Here is an 18,670-nt window from a genome sequence, read left to right as displayed (position 1 = left end):
ATCACGCGCCCGGGTGGCGGATGACGCGCGGCGCAAGGCGGGCCTCGGCCAGAAGCGCGATCAACACGTCGACATGGCGGGTCGGCGAATAGCCGGCCCGGCCCGTGCGCCGGTCTTCGTCCATCCGCGTTTCCTCGGCAAACAGACGCTCGAACGCCGCCCGGGGCGATGGCGGCGTCGGGCTTTTCGTCAGGCGCTTGAGGTCGCGGTCGCGGTTGTAGTCGGCCAGCCCGATGCGGGCGGCCCGGATCAGAAGGCTGGGGCGGCGCAGGCGGGCAAGGCGGGTCATCGCGTCGGTCATGGTGGCTCCTTTCGCTGAGTCGCACCACTTTGCCACAACCTTAACGGGTGTTGCGCAAACCCGCCACCTTGCGCACGCAGGGTTCAACAAACCTGAATTTTTATGCCTCAAGCTGCACTTCCACGCCGCGATTAACGTCCCGGTAACCATTTGGGCAGAAATATGTCCACGAAGTAATCGCCCTAGGGTTGTTTTCAATCCCGGGGGAAGGGAAGGGAGCGCCATGACGCCGGGGGGCAGCCATGGACATGACACGGGGGTCGCTCCGGCCTGGTTGCCGGACGCGATGCGCACCTATCTGGCGCATACCGAGGGCGGCCTGCCGATAAGGGCGCTGGCGCGGCGCGCGGGGTGCCATCCCTCGACGGTGCTGCGCCAGGTCCGGCGCACCGAAACCGCGCGCGACGATCCGCTGGTGGATGCCGGGCTCGACCGGCTGGGACGGATCTGGCGCCATCACGGCGGGCGCTGCGCAGACGATACAGACATCAGGGGAGACAGGATGCCGACGACCAGACCGAAAATGGAGGCCGCGCCCGACAGCGCCGAGACGCTGCGCGTGCTCAGGGCGTTGTGCGAACCCGACACGCTTCTGGTGATCGCCGCCGGGATCGAGGATGCCGTGGTGGTCTACAACGCCAGCGGCGACCGGCCGGTGCGCCGTGCGGTGCTGACCCGTGTGCTGGCCGAGGAACTGGCCCTGCGAGGGCTGATCTCAGGCAGGCAAAGCGGGCGGATCGCGCGCTATGCGATCACCGCCGCGGGGCGGGCCGAGGCCGGGCGGCTGATGGCGGCGCGCGAATCGCGTTGCATGTCGGCGGTCGGAAAGACCGGCGGCACGACACGAGAGGCCGTCGTCACGCCATTTCCCGACCGCGCCGCGGGGCGAAACCGGGGCGAGGCGTCACGCCGCCCGGTCGGGGCGGATGCGCCGCTGCATGTGCTGGCGCGTCGCAGCCGCCCGGACGGCACGCCCTATATCGGCCCCGAACTGGTGGCCGCGGCGATCCGGTTTCGTGAAAGCTTCGAGATCGCATCGCTGGGCAACGGGCTGACCGGCGACTGGAGCCGGCTGATCGCCGGGCGGATCGACGGCGGCCAGGGCGGCGGGCGCGGGGGCAGGGACGGCGGCCCGACCCGGCGGCTCGAGGCGGAACAGAGCCTTGCCGCGGCGATCCGCGCGCTGGGGCCGGAACTGGCCGAGACCGCGATCATGGCGATCTGTCAGGAAAAGGGCATGGAAACGGTCGAGCAGGCGCTCGATTTTCCGGCGCGCTCGGGCAAGATCGTTCTCAGGATCGCGCTCAACAGCCTGGCGCGGCACTACGGCACGACGGGCGGCGACGGCTTCGAGATGATCTCGTGACCGCGCGCCGGATCAGTGGTCGGCGCCGTCGCCGTGCGGCCGGATCAGGATGATGTCGAAGTCGATCCCGGGCGCGCAGGCCCGGATCTCGCGCCGCACCAGGGCAGGGTCGGGGATATGCGCGGCCACCGCGCGGTAGCGGCCGCGAAACCCGGCCTCGGCCAGCGCATGCGCCAGGTCGATGCAGTCGAAGGCGTCCGACACCAGCGGCGAGAGGATGACATCAGGCTCATGCAGGGCGAGGCTGGCGGCGCTGATATCGTGAAACCGCAGGACCACCAGATCCGGGCCTTCGGCGACCGGATCGTCATCGCGGCCACAGACCGCGATGCAACGCAGGGCTGAGGCGGCTGCCGTTGCCCGTCGTTTGCCTGTTGTCCGCGTCAACCTGTTGCGAACCGTGCGCTGCATTCTGCACCTCGCCGATGCTCTGGATGATCGCAAAGCCTGCTCTCGTTGCAATTATAAGGCGTTTCAATAGCAGCACAATCCCCATTGGCGGGTAGCGATCAGGGGGCAGGCGATGGGGAATTCGAAGGGTGAATTGAGGCAAGCATGAGTCGCATAATCAGTATTATGTAATAGATCTGTTAACCACAGGGCGGACACGATGCCAGCCGCCTCGCGCCTGCCACCATTGACCCCGGCCCGGTGACAAATTGGTGACGTGGCCACGGCCACCGCCACGCCACTTCGTGAAAAACCATTAATTACATATGCCTGGAGCGCAACATTGACCAGACACCTGACCCGGCGGATGCAGCGGCGCGCGGCGTCTTGCGCTTGACACCACGGCGCCGGGTCGCAAACCTTGCCGAGACCCTGGCGAGGACCTTGGTTCTGATCACCGTTCGCCAGGATGGTGTTGAGAGTGCCGCCCTGCGCGAACCCCGGAACGGTCCGATGCGCGGGCGGGTTTTAGGGGGTATCATGCTCGAATACTTTTCGCGATTGGCAGCGGCGACCAGCCAGGATGACGCCTGGAAGCTGCACTGCGAACAGATGGCGGAATTCGGGTTCGATCGGTTGCTGTTCGGCTATGCCCGCTATTGCCGCCCCGATGGGTCGGACAGGACGGACGATGTGCTGTTTCTGTCAAATCACGACCCTGCCCTGACCCGGCGTTATGTCGAGGACGGGCTCTATCGTCACGACCCGGTGCTGAACTGGGCCGCACGCCATGTCGGGGCCCGGTCCTGGCGTGACGCCATGACCAGGGCGGTTCAGGACGACAGCCGGCTGGAGAAAAGCCGCTCGCTGCACAGTCTGATGAACGTGACCGCCGGGTATTCGATCGCGTTCGCGCATCCCTCGGCGCGCTGTCGCGGTTTCATCCACCTGGCCGCGCGGCCGGACCTCGACCAGGACGCGGTCGATGCGATCTGGCACAGGGACGGCCGCCTGATCGAAACCATGAACCACATCCTGAACCTCAAACTGATGGCCCTGCCCCGCAGCGGCCAGCGCGCGCCGTTGTCCGAGCGCCAGCGCGAGGCGCTGGAATGGGTCGCGGACGGCAAATCCTATCGCGACATCGCGGCGATCATGGGGGTGACACAAGCGACGGTGGAAAAACACCTGCGCCTGGCCCGCGGCAAGCTGGAGGTCGAGACCACCGCGCAGGCGATCCTGAAGGCGGCGATCCAGAATCAGATCTTTCAGGACTGACCCGCCTGCGGCGTGAGTTGTCAGGCGCTAACATGCCTGTTTTACAAGGGTATGGGTTACCCCACTTTGCGGCGGGCCGGTTTCGCGCGCACACTCGTGATGTTCCGTGAGTGGGGCTTTGGCCCGGGAACCCGGGATGAGGGCCCGCGATTACGGCACCCCTCATCCCGACCACGGAACACGGTGTGCGACCGTCCCTCCTGCACGCCGACAGCCGGGTGTGGCGGCCGCGACCTCCCCGCGGCGCAGTGCAAGTGCTGATGATCGGCCCCGACGCGATGGGGAACATGAAAACGGCGCCGACCTCAACAGGTCGGCGCCGAGATCGTATCCGGCCCGCGCGGTGGCGGGCGAAACGGATCAGCCCTGCGCGGCTTTTGCCACTTCGGCGGCGAAATCCTCGGTCTTCTTCTCGATGCCTTCGCCCACTTCCATGCGCACGAAGCCGACGATTTCCGCGCCGGCCTCTTTCGCGGCGGCTGCGACGGTCAGGTCGGGGTTGATCACGAAATCCTGACCCAGAAGCGTGACTTCCGACAGGTATTTGTTCATCCGACCCTCGATCATCTTTTCGATCACCGCTTCGGGCTTGCCCGACTCGCGCGCGATCTCGATCTGGATCTGGCGCTCTTTCTCAAGCACCGCCGGGTCGAGGTCGGCCTCGCCCAGGGATGCCGGGTTGGCCGCCGCGATGTGCATCGCGACCTGCTTGCCGAACGCCTCGTCGCCGCCCTTGAGCGCGACCAGGACGCCGATCTTGCCCATGTTCTCGGCGGCGGCGTTGTGGATGTAGCTGGCCACCACGTCGCCCTCGACCGACGCCATCCGGCGCAGGGTCATGTTCTCGCCGATGGTGGCGATCTTGGCGGTGATGGTCTCGGCCACGGTCTTGCCGCCGAGGTCGGCCTGGGCCAGTTCCTCGATATTCGACACGCCGGTGGCGGCGTTTGCGATGGCGGCGACCATCGACTGGAACTCGGCGTTCTTGCCGACGAAATCGGTTTCCGAGTTGACCTCGACCGCGACGCCCTTGCCGCCGGCCACGGCGACGGCCACAAGGCCCTCGGCGGCGGTGCGGCCGGATTTCTTGGCGGCCTTCGCCAGGCCCTTGGTGCGCAGCCAGTCGACCGCGGCCTCCATGTCGCCGTCGCTTTCAACCAGGGCTTTCTTGGCGTCCATCATGCCCGCGCCGGTCATTTCGCGCAGCTCTTTCACTTGTGCGGCTGTGATTGCCATCTCTCGGCTCCTCTTGAAGGAAGTCGCCTGGGCGGGGTCCGGCCCCGCCCGGCGAGGGGTTCGTGATAATCGCGGACCTCAGTCCTTGTTGGCCAGATCGTAGGGCGCGTCCTTGGCGATCGCATCGTCGTGCACAGCCTCGTCGCTGACCGCGACGGTGTCCTCGGCGTTTGCCGGCGTCTTGACCACGTCTTCTTCCGGGGCCTCTTCGAGCGCGCCGAGATCGACGCCGGCGGCGCCAAGCTGGGCCGACATGCCGTCAAGGGCGGCGCGGGCGACCAGGTCGCAATAGAGCGCGATGGCGCGCGCGGCGTCGTCGTTGCCGGGGATGATATAGTCCACGCCATCGGGCGAGCAGTTGGTGTCGACCACGGCCACGACCGGGATGCCCAGCTTCTTCGCCTCGGCGATGGCCAGGTCTTCCTTGTTCACGTCGATCACGAACAGAAGGTCCGGCACGCCGCCCATTTCGCGGATACCGCCCAGCGAGGCCTGCAGTTTGGCCTGCTCACGCTCCATGCCCAGGCGTTCCTTCTTGGTCAGGCCCTCGGCGCCGGCTGCGAGCTTTTCGTCGTATTCCTTCAGCCGGTTGATCGACTGCGACACGGTCTTCCAGTTGGTCAGCGTGCCGCCCAGCCAGCGGTGGTTCATGTAGTATTGCGCCGATTTCTCGGCGGCCTCGGCGATCGGCTTGGCGGCCTGACGCTTGGTGCCCACGAACAGGATGCGGCCGTTCTTGGCCACGGTCTCGCGGATCACGTTGAGGGCGGCGTCGAGCATCGGGACCGTCTGGGTCAGGTCGATGATGTGAATGCCGTTGCGGTCACCATAGATGTATTCGCCCATACGCGGGTTCCAGCGTTGGGTCTGGTGGCCGAAGTGAACGCCAGCTTCAAGCAGCTGACGCAATGAAAACTCGGGGAGCGCCATGTCCATGTTCCTTTTCCGGTTTGCGCCTCGGCGGGGCGTCAAGGGCAGATGCCCAACCGGCGGACCTGTGCGGGATGTCTCCCCGCAAGGCCCAAACCCCGCCTGTGAAGTGCGCGCGTCCTACGCCTGTTGACAGCCTATTGCAACCCCCTCGCGTGGCTGCGACAAACTCTCATGCAAACTGCACACGACATTCTCTGCATCGGATCGGTCCTGTGGGACATCGTCGGGCGTGCGCCGGGGCCGATGGTGTTCGGCGCCGACGTGCCGGGCCGCATCCGGCGCATTCCGGGCGGCGTTGCGCTGAACATCGCGATGGGGGTCAGGCGCTTCGGGATGCGTCCGGCGCTGATCTCGGCGGTGGGGTGCGATGCAGAGGGGGACGAGCTGATCGCGGCCTGCGGCGAGATGGGGCTGGTCTGCGATTACGTGCTGCGCGACGAGCACCTGCCGACCGACCGTTACATGGCGATCGAGGATGTGGGCGGGCTGGTCGCGGCGCTGGCCGATGCGCATTCGCTCGAGGCCGCCGGGGCGCGCATTCTGGAGGCGCTCGAGGATGGCCGGCTGGGGTCGGCCGAGGCGCCCTACCCCGGGCCGATCGCGCTTGACGGCAACCTGACCGAGCCGCTTCTGACCGAGATCGCCGTCCGTCCGACCTTTGCCGCCGCCGACCTCAGGGTCGCCCCGGCCAGTCCCGGCAAGGCGACACGGCTGCGCCCGCTGATCGGCCACCCCGGCGTCACCTTCTACGTGAACCTCGAAGAGGCCGGGCTGATTCTCGGCACCGTCTTTACCAGCGCCGACCGCGCCGCCGAGGCGCTGATCGCCGCCGGCGTGGCGCGCGCGCTGGTCACCGATGGCGCGCGGCCGGTCGCAGAGGGGCGCGCGGAAGGCGTGATCACCGACCACCCGCCGGTCGTGACGGTGACACGCATCACCGGCGCGGGCGACACGCTGATGGCGGCGCATATCGCGGCGGACACGCGCGGAATGGCGCGCGACGCGGCGCTTGCGGCGGCGCTCACGGCGGCTGCGACCTATGTATCGGGGGGCGATCCGTCCTGGACGGATGCGGTGGCTGCGCCATGAGGCGCCGATTTCCCGTGACGCGCCCCCGCCCCTTGACGCGGTTCCCGGCACTTGGCATGGCGGCGGTGCCCGGATACGCGGATCTTTTTCAACATCGCCATTAGCACCGAGGAGCCTTTCAATGTTCACCCTCACCAAATCTCCCGAGGTCGCCGACGCGCTCGCCAATGGCCGGCCGGTGGTGGCGCTGGAATCGACCATCATCACCCACGGCATGCCGTTTCCCCAGAACGTCGAGACCGCCCGCGCGGTCGAGGAACTGATCCGCTCCGAAGGCGCCACGCCCGCCACCATCGCGGTGATCGAGGGACGGCTGCACATCGGGCTGACCGCGGATGAACTCGACACCCTGGCCGGGTCGAAGAACGTCGCCAAGCTGTCGCGGGCCGATCTGGCCGCCTGCATCGCCACCGGCGGCACCGGGGCGACGACCGTGGCCTCGACCATGATCGCGGCACATCTGGCCGGCATCCGGGTGTTCGCCACCGGCGGCATCGGCGGCGTGCATCGCGGCGCCGAGACCACATTCGACATCTCCGCCGACCTGCTGGAACTGGCGCAAACCCCTGTGACGGTGGTGGCGGCGGGGCCCAAGGCGATCCTTGATCTGCCCAAGACGCTCGAGGTGCTGGAAACCCACGGCGTGCCGGTGATCGCGGTCGGGCAGGATGCCTTTCCGGGCTTCTGGTTCCGCGATTCGGGGTTGAAAAGCCCGCTGCGCATCGACGACCCCGCGGCCATCGCGCGCGCCGCCGACACGCGTGCGGCGATGGGGCTGGCGGGTGGCCAGCTTGTCGTCAACCCGATCCCCGAGGCCGACGAGATCCCGCGCGAGGTGATGATGCCGGTGATCGAAGCCGCGCAGGCGGCGGCGGCGGACCAGGGCATCGCGGCCAAGGATGTGACGCCTTTCCTGCTCGACCACATCTTCCGCGCCACCGACGGCGCGTCGCTGACCGCCAATATCGCGCTGGTCGAAAACAACGCCCGCCTTGCCGCCCGCATCGCGCTGGCGTTCGGATCAACTGGCTGAGAGGAACGCCGGCGAGCCTTCCCATATTGCCGGCACCGCTCTAAGACCCTACATTCGCGCGGTAGGCGTGGACAGGGCGCATGGATCTCAAGGACCTCAACCAACTGGCCGAAGAAGGCGAACCGCAGCGCAGGCGGTTTCGCCCCTTTGCCGGGCTCAGGAACAACTTCCTGGCCGGGCTGGTCGTCGTTGTGCCGATCGCCATCACGCTGTGGCTGATCTGGACCTTTGTCGGCTGGATCGACAGCTGGGTGCTGCCCTTCGTGCCCTCGGCCTATCACCCCGACGCGCTGATCGACCGCTTTTTCGGCGATGCGGCCTGGTTCAAATGGCTGTTCGGCGAGGAAAACGTCCACGTCAACGTCCGCGGCGTCGGCGTGGTGCTGTTTCTGGTCTTCACCGTTCTGGTCGGCTGGCTGGCCAAAGGGCTGATCGGCCGCTCGCTGCTGAGCTGGGCCGAAAGCCTGGTCGACCGGATGCCGGTGGTGCGCTCGCTCTACAGCGGGGTCAAGCAGATCGCGGTGACGGTCTTTGCCCAGACGGAGTCGAAATTCGACACCGCCTGCCTGATCGAATATCCGCGCAAGGGGATCTGGGCGCTCGGCTTCATCTCGACCAGCGCCAAGGGCGAAATCGACAAGCGCATCCCGGTGGATGAGCCGCTGCTCTCGGTGTTTCTGCCGACCACGCCGAACCCGACCTCGGGTTTTTTGCTGTTCGTGCCGCGCCATTCGGTGATCGAGCTGGACATGACGGTCGAGGACGCGGCCAAGCTGGTGATCTCGGCCGGGCTGGTCTATCCCAACGGCAAGGAACCGGGCAAGGTGGCCGAAGGTCCGGTCCTGTCGCCCGAGACAGATCCGGCCGCCGGCAAGGCATGATCGCCGCCGCGGCCACCGGATTTTTCACCGGCTTTTCCCTGATCCTCGCCATCGGTGCGCAAAACGCCTTCGTCCTGCGCCAGGGGCTGATCGGGCAGCACGTCTTCTGGCTGGCGCTGTTTTGCGCCGGGTCGGACGCGGCTCTGATCGCGGCGGGGGTGGCCGGGTTCGGCGCGCTGACCGCCGCCCTGCCCGCGCTGCCGCTGGTGATGAGCCTGGGCGGCGCGGCGTTCCTCGTCGTCTATGGTGTCTCCCGGCTGATCGCGGCCTGGCGCGGCGGGCATCGCCTGGAGGCGGCGGGCGGCGGGCGGGCGCTGTGGCCGACGCTGGGAATTGCGGCGGCGTTCACCTGGCTCAACCCGCATGTCTACCTCGACACGCTGGGGCTGATCGGGGCGGTCTCGACCGGCTTTGCAGACCCCGGTCCCAAGCTGGCATTCGGCGGCGGTGCGGTGGGCGCGTCGTTCGTGTTCTTCTTCGGGCTGGCCTATGGCGCGCGGCTGCTGGCCCCGGTCATGCGCTCACCCCGAGCCTGGCGCGGGCTGGACGCGCTGATCGGTGTGACGATGCTGGCGATCGCGGCGAAACTGATCCGGGGCGTCTTGTGAACCGCTGATCCGCTTCGGCGCAAAAAAAGACGCTGGCACAAGGCCAGCGTCAAGTCATTGAGGCAGGTTTCATACAGGCAAGAAACCTATCGAGCAGTGCCCCCTTTATAAGCCGTCTGTCGCGTCTGTCCAAGCTAAAAGTTTGAAAAGCCACGCTCCCGCCTCTAGGCTCGGTCCATACGAAACAAGGCGCTGAGAGGATTGTCCCGAAAATGGCACCAGTGTTTTTCCCCCGAATCCTTGCGAAAACCCGCGCATTCCTTGGCCTCGCGGGCGTTTTGTCCGCCCTTGCCGCACCGCCGGCGATGGCCGAGCCGATGCACGGGATCGCGATGTATGGCGATCCGGCGTTGCCGTCCGATTTCACCGCCCTGCCCCATGTGAACCCCGATGCGCCCAAGGGTGGACGAATCGTTTTCGCCGAATCGGGCAGCTACGATTCGCTGCATCCGGTGATCCTCAAGGGCCGCGCGCCGTGGCAATTGCGCTTCATGCTGTTCGAAAGCCTGATGGGCCGCAGCTATGACGAGCCGTTCACGCTCTACGGTCTTCTGGCCGAAACCGTCGAGACACCGCCCGACCGAAGCTGGGTCGAATTCACCCTGCGCCCCGAGGCGCGGTTTTCCGATGGCAGCCCGGTGACGGTCGAGGACGTGATGTGGTCCTACGAGGTCCTGGGCGAAAAAGGCCACCCGCGCTATGCCGCCGCCTGGGACAGCGTTGCCGCGATGGAGCAGACCGGCCCGCGCTCGGTGCGCTTCACCTTCAACGAGGAAGACCGCGAATTGCCCCTGATCATGGGGCTGCGCCCGATCCTGAAAAAAGCACAGTGGGAGGGGCTGGATTTCGAGGCCTCGGGGATCGCCGTGATCCCGATCGGCTCGTCGCCCTACGTGATCGACGATTTCGAGACCGGGCGCCACCTGACGCTGCGGCGCAATCCCGACTACTGGGGCCGCGACGTGCCGTTCATGCAGGGCCAGGCCAATTTCGACGAGATCCGGTTCGACTATTACGGCGACGGCGACGTGGTGTTCGAAGCCTTCAAGGCCGGCGAGGCCTCGACCTACCGCGAGACCAACGCGGCGAAATGGGCGACGCAATACGACTTTCCGGCGGTGGCGCGCGGCGACGTGGTGCTGTCGGACATCCCGCACCAGCGCCCTACGGGCATGAACGGTCTGGTGATGAACACCCGCAGCGATGTGTTCAAGGACTGGCGGGTGCGCGAGGCGATGATCCGGGCCTTCAACTTCGAGTTCATCAACCAGACCCTGAACGGCGGCACCCTGCCCCGGATCGAAAGCTATTTCGACAACTCGGTGCTGGGCATGGCGGTGGGCGAGCCTGCCGAGGGTCTAGTGGCCGAGTTGCTGGCGCCCTTCGCCGATGACCTTCTGCCCGGCGTGATAGAGGGATATGCCTTTCCGGTCTCGGACGGGTCCGAACGCAACCGCGCCGGCATCGCCGCCGCCATCGACCTGATGGACGAGGCCGGGTGGACGGTGCAGGACGGGGTGATGGCGGATGCCGACGGCAACCCCTTCAGCTTCGAGATCGTGGTCAGCCAGAACGCCACCGAAAGCCGGCAAATCATCGACATCTATGCCGCCGCCCTTGGCCGGATCGGCATCACGCCGAAGATCACCGCGCTGGATTCAGCGGCCTTCACCGAGCGCACCAAGGGGTTCGACTACGACATGATGCCCTATCTATGGGGTCTGTCGCTGAGCCCTGGCAATGAGCAGAAGCTCTATTGGGGCAGCGAACTGGCCGACGAAGAGGGTTCGCGCAACCGGATGGGGGTGAAAAGCCCGGCTGTCGATGCGATGATCGACGCGATCCTGACCTCGACCAGCCAGGAGGAGTTTCGCGCCGCGACCAAGGCGCTCGACCGGCTGTTGACGGCGGGGCGCTACGCGATCCCGATCTGGTATTCCAACGTCTCGCACGTCGCGCACGTCAAGGAGTTGCGGTATCCCGAGCGGCTGCCGATGTATGGCGACTGGCTGGGGTTCCAGCCGGAAGTCTGGTGGTGGGAGGAGTAGGCTCGACACACTTCGCGCGCCGATGTTTGCGGAGTGGAGGCTCGACGCGCTTCGCGCGCCGATCCGGGTGTGTGCTTTCAGTTGGTTTAATACCCCCATTTCAGTGGGTTTGATACCGGAAGAGCCAAGCAGTCCCGAGCCTATCCGGGATGGGTTGGCAACGTCCAGCTATCCCTGTTGGCGTTTCCACCAGGCGTGAATGGTGCTTTTTCCGACGCGGCGGTCGGGTGGGAAGTGGGCGGCGACCTGGGCTGCGATCTCTTCGAAGGTGAGGCGGTCGATCCGGGCGCGGATGAATGCGGCGAGTTCGGGGTCGGTGTCGATTTTCGGCGGGCGGCCCGAGCGGTGTTCGCGCCGGTGGTCGGTGGCCGGGGGAAGGGGCGCAAGGGTGGTTTGAACGGGGCCTTGAAGGACGGTTTCAGCCACATCTTCAAGGTCGCGTTCAAGACGGTCGAAACGGTCCATCTGACCACGCACCAGACCTTTCAACTCGGCAATGATGGCGAGGGCGTTTTGCAGCGGGCCGGGATCAACTGTCATGGCGTTCTCTCCTGGGGCCAGCGGAAGGGCCGGACCGGGCGCACCGGGTGAAGAGGAAACCCCGATGCCTGGCCCGACCTTCCCGCTGGCGTCTTGCCGGGACACCCCGACCGGCAAGGAGGTCAGCCGTCCAGCGCGTCGGGCGCAAGCCCGAGCTGATCGGCAATGGCGAGGGTGAGCGGGTCGCGGCTCGGGCTGCGGGGGACGGCGGCGTTGAGCGCGGGACTGGTGAAGAGATGGGCATAGGTGGGCGCGGCCGAGGACATGAAGGCGTCAAAGCTCTCCGGGTTCTGGTGGCAGAGCGCGACGGCCCAGTCGCGCATTGCGGGGGTCAGATAACCCGCATCCATCGCCGCCGTGACCTTGATCTCGGCTTCGCGCGCACTCATCGTCGCGGTGCGGGTGTTGCGTTCGGCGAGAAGCTCGTTTACCGCCTTGATGGGAACGTATTTCGAGGGGTCGGGATCGCCGCCGAGCGCGTCGATCCTGGCAAGGGTCGCATCGATCCCGGCATCGGGGGCAAGCCCCAGCGCCTCGGCCACGCGGGCGAGGTCTTCGGTCATGGTGTCCTCCTGACTGGAAAGGGCGGTGAGTTCGAGGTTTGGCCGGTGCACCAGGCTTGCGCCCTTGAGGCGCACAACCTCGCCATTTGGGCGATGGGTGAGCACCGGGCTCAGGTAGCGGTATTCGCGGTTGGCGATCATGTTGCGGGCGCGTTCCGTCCACACCACGCGGCCCCAGATGCCACTGGTCTTGAGCACCAGGTCCTTGATCCACCCGGCCGCCGGAACCGGCCCGCGTCCCCGGCGCGCGGGATCGTCGCCCTGGTGCTCGTAGTCGATCACCAGATCGAGCCCCTGGCTGAGCGAGGCGCTGACCACGCCCTCGGGGTTGCCGAGGACGAAGCGCCGCCCGTCCCGCCCCCTGATCTCGCCAAGGGGCAGAAGGTGCACCAGGTCCGGGGCGGTCTGACCCGTGCCGAGGTCCGGCCCCCGGCAAAGTGCTGTGGCAAGTTCGGTCATGGCACTCACGCGACGTAGGGCGTGACGATCAGCTCGGCCGTGCCCTTCCAGGGGTTAGAGCCGCCGCCGTCATTGGTCTCGGTGTTGAGGACGTGGCGCGCCGCGTCTTCCAGGTCGGGCGAGACCACAAGAGCCGTCGGGTTGATCCCGAGGATACGGCCCTGGTCGCCGCGCAACATCTGCATCGCGGCGCGCGCCGCCGCATAGTTGGCTGCGGTCAGATCAGCCTTCGATCCGAAGGCGAGTTGCCACAGGCCGAGCCCCGCATTCACTCGGGCGCGCACGCCATACCGGTAGATGTCGGTCATGAACACGGTCGGATCATTCGGCGCGGTGATGTTCTGGAACTCGTATTTCTCGCGCTCCTGCCAGATCAGCGGCTTCACGGCGCGCGACGTGTCGAGCAGAAACCAGGCGGGGCCGGTCCCTGTCTGGATGTTGCTGACCGTCACGTCGACCCCGCCCGCATCCTTGGCCGGATGGTCGGGGTCGAAGAACGGTTGCCCGTCATAACCCAGCTCAGTGAAGCCCGCCTTGAGCAGGCCGAACACCAGTTCGTCGGGGTGTTGGCGTGCAAGGTGGCCCATCTCGGCGAACATCGGCTTGAACACCCCGAGACGGTCATCGGCGATATCCTCGCGGCGGACGCCCACGGTGCTTTCGAACTTGCGGTTGGTGATCGAGAAGCCATGCGCTTGCAGGTCTTTCACGATCCGCTCGCCGTCGAGCCATTCGCGCAATTGCGGAAACTGCCCGAGCCAGCCGTAGGTCTCGTCGCGCCCGCCCGAGGGCACGGTCATCGCGACCTTTTCGAAATGCGCGGGCGCGGCCGCGTAGGCATCGGTGTAGGTGGTCTTGAAGCCCTTGAAGGCGAGGGCGAGCGCCTGGTCATTGACGATCATCTTGGGGGTCCTTGGTGGTGAACTCGGTGTCGATCAGAAGTCCGCGCCGGGCGAGCTCCTTTTTGTTGCGGGTAACGGTGCGGATGTGGCAGCCGATGGATCGGGCGATCTGCGAGGACGACTGGCCGTCACGAAACTGCGAATAGATCGCCCAACGCAGCCGGACAGACCGGTTGGCGGGGCCCATCGGGATCAAGATCGTCCCCCAGCCGATTTCCGTGCGAAGCCATTCGCTCACCTCGTGGTGCGGACGCCCGGCCGTGGTTTTGGTGCGCCGCACGGAATACTGCCGCCCCGCCTTATCGGCGAGAAAGGCGCGGACCATCTCTGCGCCCAATGCGTCTTCCATGCTCACCAGGAGGTCGGGCATGGGGATGCCGATGGCCCGGCAGTCGCTCACGGACGGGATTGGAAGCGTATCGGTTGCGCTGGTCGAGGTCATGCCCGCACCATGCGTCAACCCTGACAGCGATCATACCATGACACCTGACAGGGGGTGCGGCTGGGGGGACGTCACATCCCCCGCAACCCGAGGTTGGCTAGACGGGAAACTTGGCTCAGCCGCTGCACCTGGAGGGGCGGTCATCCCTCGCGGTCCAAGCCGGTGCCCATGGCTCAGGTGCACGCCGTTGATGGCCCAGTTTCGCGCGAAATGCAATGCCGAGCGCCAATCCCGCCGAACCACCGCGCCAGACTTCGCCGTTAAATACCCCTTAAACGGGTCAGGAGCGGCGCAAGGGTGTCTTTGCACCCCACCCACCACCGCGCGTGGAAAGGCCGCTCAGCGGCCCGCTCAGGGGCCGGAACAAATGAGGGGCGGTGCACCTGCAATGGCACCGCCCCTCCAGGCCGGGCAGAATGGACGAACCGCCCGACCCGTTCACGCCGCGCGAGACTTCATCACCTTGAGCGCGGTGATCGCCTTGCGCGCGGTTTCGAACGCCAGAAACCGAAGGCTTGAAACCTTGAAGGTCCGTCCGAGCCACTTGTTCAACTCGTCTTCGCCCTTGTAGGCGTGATGGGTGTATTCCGCCCAAAGCGTGCGGATCAACTCAAGCTGGGCAAAGCTCGCCATGCCCGGCCGCGTGCCGTAGTCCTTGCCGCGCGACGAAGCTGGCGCGAAGCCGCTCCATTCGAAATAGCCCATCACCAGGTTGAAGCCCTCGCGGTCCAGCTCGGTGGAACTGGTGACCCCGGCAAGCTGCACCAGGATCAAGCGGTATTCGGCATCGGTGAACCCGAGCTTGGTGCGCGCGACGTGAATGAGCGCCTTCTGTTTGTTGCTCAATGCCATGATCATTTCCCCCTGTTGGCGTTGCGTGCCTGGTAGACGGCTCTCTGGAGCTTCGTGAAATGGCGCATCAGCGTCGCACCGTCCGTGTCGGCCTTGTGCCCCATGGCGATCCCGGCCAGGTAGCAGAGCGAGGCCGCGCCCGGCTCTTCGTTCAGCCAACCGCCGGAGAGCCCGTTGTGAAGCGTGGCGAGGGCTTCCGCCGCATGGCCGAAGAGGTATTGCGCATCTTCGAGCGCTTGCCCCACCTCGTCCGCATCCTGTGCGGTCATGTGCAGCGAGACCGGAAATTCCTCAGTCGCGTAGCGCTGTTGTTCGGTCTTCACCTGGTCGGCCGACTTGCCGGAAACGTAGATCGCGCGGCCCTCGTCTGCCATCCGCTGGCGAAACTCATGGTCCGTCTCGACCCGCTGTTTGTTGCCTTTGGTCATTGCGCACCGCCTTTCTTTTTAAGGTGCAAGTCGCCTGCCCACTTCCCGCGCGCGAGCAAGCCGCCCAACGCCTGGAACGCGGCGATCTCATCCTCACCCCCGTTGGCTTCAATGAAGCGTTCAAGGGTCGCCATGGCGATCAGGAGCCCGCGCCGCTGAGCTGGCGTTGCCGGGATCAACAGGAGGTCGCGCCCCCGGAATTCCTTCACCTCGGCATCCGTTAGCGGCAAGGTGATGTTCAGGTTAGACATGGGCACCTCCTATCCGATGGAGATTGAGGTATTCGATTGCGGCCAGGACGTGCTTGGGCTCGATCCGGCCGCCGCCGGCTAACCGGGCGGCATGGCTTGTGATGGTCTCGACATAGCCGAGTCCGCCTTCCCGTCGCGACACCTGATAGAGGGCTTCGACCGATGCCGCGTCGGAAACACCGCGTTGCGCCGCCACCGCTTCGACGTCGCCGCGCTCTATGGTCCGCACGACAAGGCGACGGCACTGGCCGGACCGTCGCCACAGGCCCGCCCGCTTGTCGGATATTTCCAAGAGCGACAGATCGCCGACGAAGGCGATGGAGAAACACGCCTCTTCGGACATGGCGCGCAGCCAGTCGAATGCCGACCAATCGTCGGCCCCGCGAGTATTGCGCCGGACCAGATACTGCGCCTCATCCACAAGCAACAGCCCGTCGCATCCGATCGCCTCGCCGATGCGCTGCCGTTCGGCCATCAGGTTGCGCCCGTTCGGCGCGCCCATGTCCAGGAGCTGCATGAGCTGACAGGCAACGCCCCAAGGACCGCCCCCGCCGTCAACTGCGGTGAACATGACTGCATCGGGCCGCCCTTGGCGGAAGTGGTGAAGCGTATCGGTCTTGCCGATACCCGGCGCCGCCGCGATCAGAGTGATCCCGCACCAGGTCGCGCCAGCCAGGTCGATTGACCGCAGGATGTTTTGCGCTGTGGGCGTCATGACGAAACCACCACGCACGGGCGGTGCCTCGGGCTTCTTGTCGAACTGGAATACTTCTGCCATCATGGCCTCCATTAACCTTGCGGGCGTCGCCCGCGTTGAATGGCCCGGCGGGTGGTGTCAGCACTCGCCGGGCCGCCTATCGCCCGTAGCGGGACCTTTCGATCCCGTTCACACGGTCGAGTTCCGCCATCATTTCCTCCGTCAACACGCTCTTGGGCTTTGCCTGCCGTTTCGGTTTGGGCGGCTTGAGCGTTGCCTTGATCGGGGAATTGAACTGCCCCTTCACCACGTCCTTGGCCCCCTCGAAGGGTTCGGGGTCGGGACCGTCGAGCGCAGCAAGCGCGCGCTCAAAGTCTTTGCGTTTCATTCTGTCGTTTTCCGCTTCGCCGGCGGCCACGGCTTCCCGCGCGGCCTTGCGGTTGCGGGCCGCGTCGCGGATGCCGTCAACACTGCCGTAGGCCCCGGACTTCACCGGCTCGATGCCTTCGCATATCAGGTGTCCGTTCTCATCGAACGCGAGCGCGGGCGTGCTGAAATCGTCCGGGTCCCGGCCGAGCAAGATGCGCTTGCCGGTGCCGTGATAGGGCAAGAGTTTCTCCTGTGTGGAAGGGCCGCCGTAGGCCCAACCGTTGCGGCGCACCTGCCCGAACCGATCAACGGCAACGGGCGTGTAGATTAGCCCGGCCAGATAGAGCTGACGTGCAGTCGGCCTGCGGGTCACGCGATCCGCGAGACCTTCGCGGAACGCCTGTTCATAGGACCGGCCGCGCGCACCGTGAGACCGTCGCCCTTGCTCGCTGTTGTGCCGTCTGACCTCGCGCTCGATCACGCGCAACGCGGTTTCCAGCGGAATGGGCTTCACATCCGCGCCGGGGCTGGCGCCGGGCTTGTGGCCCGCGTGAGCCCCCTTGAACTCCGGCCGGTCGTAGATCACCCGAGATAGGGTCGCGAAGGTCCGTTCCGCGATCTTGGCTTGGCCGTTGCCGGGCGTAGCGAAATGAAGCTGAATGCCCATGATCTGACAGATACCCGGCGGCTGCACACCTTCCGGCTTTTTGCCACCATTGCGGAACCGGAACACGTTGCCGCCCGCCACCAGGTGCCCGGCAAAGGCCGCGCCGTTGTCAGTATAGAGACGATCAAAGATGCCGTATTTCTCGCAGGTGCGCTTGATCAGGCGCACTGTCGCGGCCGCGTTTTCGCTGGTCGCCAGCTCCCAATCAAGAACGTGGTTCGATGCCACATCCACGAGGGCGAGGAAGGTGGCGCGCACCGCCCGGCCGTCGCCGAAATCAACCCAGAAATCCTTGGTGCGCCCGTCCAGCGAGACCCATTCGAGCACCTCGCCCGGCTTGTCCCGTGTGGCCGGAATGGCCAGCCGTTTGACGGCTTCCGCCCGTCCGATCCTCGCCGCGAGCCGTTGTGCCTCGGGAAGCGCCTGCCAACGGCGATAAACAGTCGAAGGTGACGGCCATGCCCAGCCTGTCTTGGCAGCAACGTCCCGCGTGTCGCGCCACGCTTGTTTCAAAGGGAAATCCGGCCCGGCATTGCGGATCGTGGTCAGGAAGAACCGCCACGCATCGCGGCCGATCTCGGCCGAGCGCGCCGCGCCCTGGTATTTGTCCAGGAGCGCCGGGGCGAAGTTGATCGGATCGACCCCGCGAACGGCGCTCAAGATGGCCTTCAAGCGAGGTTTGGAATGGCCTTCAACACCGAACTGTTCATGCACCAGGGCGAGGCGCTCGGTCCAAGGCACACGCGACCCAAGCGCGACCAGGAGCCGCGCCACCGCCGCCTTGCGTTCCGCCCGTTCGCGCCGCGACGGCGACGCCTGCCAGAACTCATCGTGCGCCGCGTCGTCATAGGTGCCGGGGTCAAGGTGGAACTCTTTGATCTTGCAGCGGAGATAAGCAAGCCGAACATCGCTGGGGAGCTGCGCCAACTCCACCGCCTCGGCTTCCCCGCCGTTCACGGGAAGGCGAAACGTCGGGATGTTGTGCCGGGCCAGCCATTTCGACGCGCTTGTCCTATCTGAAGGGATGCGCCCAAGCCCTAATAAGCTCCTGACGAATATCATTTTCCACCCTGCACCAAAGCGGCTTCCTTTACCTTTTCCAGCAGAGTTTGAGCTTTGGGTCCCCGCCATTCGCCCAACAAGGCTTTGGTCAGGTTCTGGCGCTTTACCCCATGCGCCTCGGCCCAGCGAGACAGAGAAGTACCCTGCAACACCAAGCCCGCGCGAACGGCTTTCAAAAGTTCCGGCGAAGGGTTAGTATTCGATGTGAACAAGGCAATCTCCATGTCTTCGCATGTGAAGTATGCACGTCGCATTGTGAAGTTTCAAGAGGCATT

21 protein-coding genes are annotated in these 18,670 nt (G+C 65.8%); 7 read left to right on the top strand and 14 right to left on the bottom strand.

Going from position 1 to position 18,670, the window contains the following annotated elements; genetic code table 11:
- Window position 1 precedes the first annotated feature (1 nt).
- Complete coding sequence (locus FVF75_RS10335) at window positions 2–301, bottom strand: DUF6477 family protein (protein ID WP_148377887.1); 300 nt, start codon at window positions 299–301, stop codon at window positions 2–4.
- A 286-nt stretch (window positions 302–587) separates the two neighbouring features.
- Between FVF75_RS10335 and FVF75_RS10330 the strand changes: the two genes are divergently transcribed.
- Window positions 588–1,667, top strand: coding sequence for a DUF6456 domain-containing protein (locus FVF75_RS10330; RefSeq protein ID WP_148377886.1), 1,080 nt, complete (start codon window positions 588–590; stop codon window positions 1,665–1,667).
- Between the two features lie 12 nt (window positions 1,668–1,679).
- Here the strand turns inward: FVF75_RS10330 and FVF75_RS10325 are convergent, their stop codons facing one another.
- Window positions 1,680–2,078, bottom strand: coding sequence for a hypothetical protein (locus FVF75_RS10325; protein ID WP_148377885.1), 399 nt, complete (start codon window positions 2,076–2,078; stop codon window positions 1,680–1,682).
- A 519-nt stretch (window positions 2,079–2,597) separates the two neighbouring features.
- Here FVF75_RS10325 and FVF75_RS10320 point away from each other — a divergent pair.
- The gene (locus FVF75_RS10320; RefSeq protein WP_166127442.1) at window positions 2,598–3,335 is read left to right on the top strand and encodes a LuxR family transcriptional regulator; all 738 of its coding nucleotides are present in this window, start codon (window positions 2,598–2,600) and stop codon (window positions 3,333–3,335) included.
- A gap of 360 nt (window positions 3,336–3,695) precedes the next feature.
- Here FVF75_RS10320 and tsf read toward each other — a convergent pair whose 3' ends face one another.
- On the bottom strand, window positions 3,696–4,571 hold the full coding sequence (gene tsf, locus FVF75_RS10315) for a translation elongation factor Ts (protein WP_148377883.1): 876 nt from the start codon (window positions 4,569–4,571) through the stop codon (window positions 3,696–3,698).
- Between the two features lie 78 nt (window positions 4,572–4,649).
- Window positions 4,650–5,501, bottom strand: a complete 852-nt coding sequence (gene rpsB, locus FVF75_RS10310) for a 30S ribosomal protein S2 (protein WP_148377937.1) — start codon at window positions 5,499–5,501, stop codon at window positions 4,650–4,652.
- Between the two features lie 174 nt (window positions 5,502–5,675).
- Here rpsB and FVF75_RS10305 point away from each other — a divergent pair, with 174 nt between their 5' ends.
- The 5 genes from FVF75_RS10305 (at window position 5,676) to FVF75_RS10285 (ending at window position 11,163) form a co-directional block, all read left to right on the top strand.
- Window positions 5,676–6,593 (top strand): PfkB family carbohydrate kinase, encoded by a 918-nt coding sequence (locus FVF75_RS10305; protein ID WP_148377882.1) that lies wholly within the window; start codon window positions 5,676–5,678, stop codon window positions 6,591–6,593.
- A gap of 121 nt (window positions 6,594–6,714) precedes the next feature.
- A complete protein-coding gene (locus FVF75_RS10300) occupies window positions 6,715–7,626 on the top strand; it encodes a pseudouridine-5'-phosphate glycosidase (protein WP_148377881.1) in 912 nt (303 codons plus the stop codon).
- An 80-nt stretch (window positions 7,627–7,706) separates the two neighbouring features.
- The gene (locus tag FVF75_RS10295) at window positions 7,707–8,507 is read left to right on the top strand and encodes a DUF502 domain-containing protein (protein ID WP_148377880.1); all 801 of its coding nucleotides are present in this window, start codon (window positions 7,707–7,709) and stop codon (window positions 8,505–8,507) included.
- On the top strand, window positions 8,504–9,115 hold the full coding sequence (locus tag FVF75_RS10290) for a LysE/ArgO family amino acid transporter (protein ID WP_148377879.1): 612 nt from the start codon (window positions 8,504–8,506) through the stop codon (window positions 9,113–9,115). The genes FVF75_RS10295 and FVF75_RS10290 overlap by 4 nt, the downstream gene beginning before the upstream one ends.
- 212 nt (window positions 9,116–9,327) lie before the next feature.
- Window positions 9,328–11,163 (top strand): extracellular solute-binding protein, encoded by a 1,836-nt coding sequence (locus FVF75_RS10285; protein ID WP_148377878.1) that lies wholly within the window; start codon window positions 9,328–9,330, stop codon window positions 11,161–11,163.
- A gap of 168 nt (window positions 11,164–11,331) precedes the next feature.
- Here the strand turns inward: FVF75_RS10285 and FVF75_RS10280 are convergent, their stop codons facing one another.
- The 10 genes from FVF75_RS10280 to FVF75_RS10235 form a co-directional block, all read right to left on the bottom strand.
- The gene (locus FVF75_RS10280; RefSeq protein WP_148377877.1) at window positions 11,332–11,703 is read right to left on the bottom strand and encodes a hypothetical protein; all 372 of its coding nucleotides are present in this window, start codon (window positions 11,701–11,703) and stop codon (window positions 11,332–11,334) included.
- Window positions 11,704–11,825: 122 nt separating this feature from the next.
- Complete coding sequence (locus FVF75_RS10275) at window positions 11,826–12,725, bottom strand: phage protease (RefSeq protein WP_148377876.1); 900 nt, start codon at window positions 12,723–12,725, stop codon at window positions 11,826–11,828.
- Between the two features lie 5 nt (window positions 12,726–12,730).
- Entirely contained in the window at window positions 12,731–13,627 is an 897-nt protein-coding gene (locus FVF75_RS10270; RefSeq protein WP_148377875.1) for a Mu-like prophage major head subunit gpT family protein, read from the bottom strand.
- A complete protein-coding gene (locus FVF75_RS10265) occupies window positions 13,614–14,069 on the bottom strand; it encodes a helix-turn-helix domain-containing protein (RefSeq protein ID WP_148377874.1) in 456 nt (151 codons plus the stop codon). Before FVF75_RS10265 ends, FVF75_RS10270 begins: the two co-directional genes overlap by 14 nt.
- A gap of 438 nt (window positions 14,070–14,507) precedes the next feature.
- Complete coding sequence (locus FVF75_RS10260) at window positions 14,508–14,921, bottom strand: regulatory protein GemA (RefSeq protein ID WP_148377873.1); 414 nt, start codon at window positions 14,919–14,921, stop codon at window positions 14,508–14,510.
- Window positions 14,922–14,923: 2 nt separating this feature from the next.
- Window positions 14,924–15,349, bottom strand: coding sequence for a hypothetical protein (locus FVF75_RS10255; RefSeq protein ID WP_148377872.1), 426 nt, complete (start codon window positions 15,347–15,349; stop codon window positions 14,924–14,926).
- A complete protein-coding gene (locus tag FVF75_RS10250; protein ID WP_148377871.1) occupies window positions 15,346–15,600 on the bottom strand; it encodes a hypothetical protein in 255 nt (84 codons plus the stop codon). The genes FVF75_RS10255 and FVF75_RS10250 overlap by 4 nt, the downstream gene beginning before the upstream one ends.
- Window positions 15,593–16,378 (bottom strand): AAA family ATPase, encoded by a 786-nt coding sequence (locus tag FVF75_RS10245; RefSeq protein ID WP_187393040.1) that lies wholly within the window; start codon window positions 16,376–16,378, stop codon window positions 15,593–15,595. The genes FVF75_RS10250 and FVF75_RS10245 overlap by 8 nt, the downstream gene beginning before the upstream one ends.
- A 76-nt stretch (window positions 16,379–16,454) precedes the next feature.
- Complete coding sequence (locus FVF75_RS10240) at window positions 16,455–18,395, bottom strand: transposase domain-containing protein (RefSeq protein ID WP_187393039.1); 1,941 nt, start codon at window positions 18,393–18,395, stop codon at window positions 16,455–16,457.
- Window positions 18,392–18,619: a hypothetical protein gene (locus tag FVF75_RS10235; RefSeq protein ID WP_148377868.1), complete on the bottom strand. Its 228-nt coding sequence runs from the start codon at window positions 18,617–18,619 to the stop codon at window positions 18,392–18,394. Before FVF75_RS10235 ends, FVF75_RS10240 begins: the two co-directional genes overlap by 4 nt.
- Window positions 18,620–18,670: the final 51 nt, after the last annotated feature.

The organism is Maritimibacter fusiformis, assembly GCF_008086115.1.
In the GTDB taxonomy this organism is placed as follows: Bacteria; Pseudomonadota; Alphaproteobacteria; order Rhodobacterales; family Rhodobacteraceae; genus Muriiphilus; species Muriiphilus fusiformis.
Note: the sequence above shows the minus strand (reverse complement) of the source record. Positions and strands in the feature narration are given on the sequence as shown.

Bases quoted from the DNA above. Each gene is read 5' to 3' on its own strand.
- FVF75_RS10335 (WP_148377887.1), bottom strand. From the start codon at position 301: ATGACCGACGCGATGACCCGCCTTGCCCGCCTGCGCCGCCCCAGCCTT.
- FVF75_RS10330 (WP_148377886.1), top strand. From the start codon at position 588: ATGCGCACCTATCTGGCGCATACCGAGGGCGGCCTGCCGATAAGGGCG.
- FVF75_RS10325 (WP_148377885.1), bottom strand. From the start codon at position 2,078: ATGCAGCGCACGGTTCGCAACAGGTTGACGCGGACAACAGGCAAACGA.
- FVF75_RS10320 (WP_166127442.1), top strand. From the start codon at position 2,598: ATGCTCGAATACTTTTCGCGATTGGCAGCGGCGACCAGCCAGGATGAC.
- tsf (WP_148377883.1), bottom strand. From the start codon at position 4,571: ATGGCAATCACAGCCGCACAAGTGAAAGAGCTGCGCGAAATGACCGGC.
- rpsB (WP_148377937.1), bottom strand. From the start codon at position 5,501: ATGGCGCTCCCCGAGTTTTCATTGCGTCAGCTGCTTGAAGCTGGCGTT.
- FVF75_RS10305 (WP_148377882.1), top strand. From the start codon at position 5,676: ATGCAAACTGCACACGACATTCTCTGCATCGGATCGGTCCTGTGGGAC.
- FVF75_RS10300 (WP_148377881.1), top strand. From the start codon at position 6,715: ATGTTCACCCTCACCAAATCTCCCGAGGTCGCCGACGCGCTCGCCAAT.
- FVF75_RS10295 (WP_148377880.1), top strand. From the start codon at position 7,707: ATGGATCTCAAGGACCTCAACCAACTGGCCGAAGAAGGCGAACCGCAG.
- FVF75_RS10290 (WP_148377879.1), top strand. From the start codon at position 8,504: ATGATCGCCGCCGCGGCCACCGGATTTTTCACCGGCTTTTCCCTGATC.
- FVF75_RS10285 (WP_148377878.1), top strand. From the start codon at position 9,328: ATGGCACCAGTGTTTTTCCCCCGAATCCTTGCGAAAACCCGCGCATTC.
- FVF75_RS10280 (WP_148377877.1), bottom strand. From the start codon at position 11,703: ATGACAGTTGATCCCGGCCCGCTGCAAAACGCCCTCGCCATCATTGCC.
- FVF75_RS10275 (WP_148377876.1), bottom strand. From the start codon at position 12,725: ATGACCGAACTTGCCACAGCACTTTGCCGGGGGCCGGACCTCGGCACG.
- FVF75_RS10270 (WP_148377875.1), bottom strand. From the start codon at position 13,627: ATGATCGTCAATGACCAGGCGCTCGCCCTCGCCTTCAAGGGCTTCAAG.
- FVF75_RS10265 (WP_148377874.1), bottom strand. From the start codon at position 14,069: ATGACCTCGACCAGCGCAACCGATACGCTTCCAATCCCGTCCGTGAGC.
- FVF75_RS10260 (WP_148377873.1), bottom strand. From the start codon at position 14,921: ATGGCATTGAGCAACAAACAGAAGGCGCTCATTCACGTCGCGCGCACC.
- FVF75_RS10255 (WP_148377872.1), bottom strand. From the start codon at position 15,349: ATGACCAAAGGCAACAAACAGCGGGTCGAGACGGACCATGAGTTTCGC.
- FVF75_RS10250 (WP_148377871.1), bottom strand. From the start codon at position 15,600: ATGTCTAACCTGAACATCACCTTGCCGCTAACGGATGCCGAGGTGAAG.
- FVF75_RS10245 (WP_187393040.1), bottom strand. From the start codon at position 16,378: ATGGCAGAAGTATTCCAGTTCGACAAGAAGCCCGAGGCACCGCCCGTG.
- FVF75_RS10240 (WP_187393039.1), bottom strand. From the start codon at position 18,395: ATGATATTCGTCAGGAGCTTATTAGGGCTTGGGCGCATCCCTTCAGAT.
- FVF75_RS10235 (WP_148377868.1), bottom strand. From the start codon at position 18,619: ATGGAGATTGCCTTGTTCACATCGAATACTAACCCTTCGCCGGAACTT.